The organism is Pseudomonas sp. AC463, from assembly GCF_979253585.1.
This window is the reverse complement of the sequence record NZ_CEEDDZ010001027.1, coordinates 1-245: the sequence shown is the minus strand read 5'-3', so window position 1 is coordinate 245 and position 245 is coordinate 1. Positions and strand designations below refer to the sequence as shown.

At 63.3% G+C, this 245-nt stretch carries 1 protein-coding gene; it reads left to right on the top strand.

Translation table 11 applies throughout. The features are described 5' to 3' along the window. On the top strand, positions 1-245 hold a 245-nt coding region (locus AC0IYH_RS33360), incomplete at both ends, for an ExbD/TolR family protein (protein ID WP_471838704.1).

Here is a 245-nt window from a genome sequence, read left to right as displayed (position 1 = left end):
GACCACGACCAAGCCGGAGAACGTCAACCTCTCCGTCACGTCGAACGGCGGCGAGTGCGAAGTCTACTGGAACATGTCCAAGGTCGGCCACCAGGAACTGCTGGATCTGGCGGTGGCCAAGCTGAAGACCGAGATCGACCGTCAGGGCGGTGTCAACGCGGCGGGCCTGGAATTGCCGGAAGCGCATATCCGGGGCGACGTGAATACGCCGTACCGGTGCATCGGCGGCACCATCTACACGATGC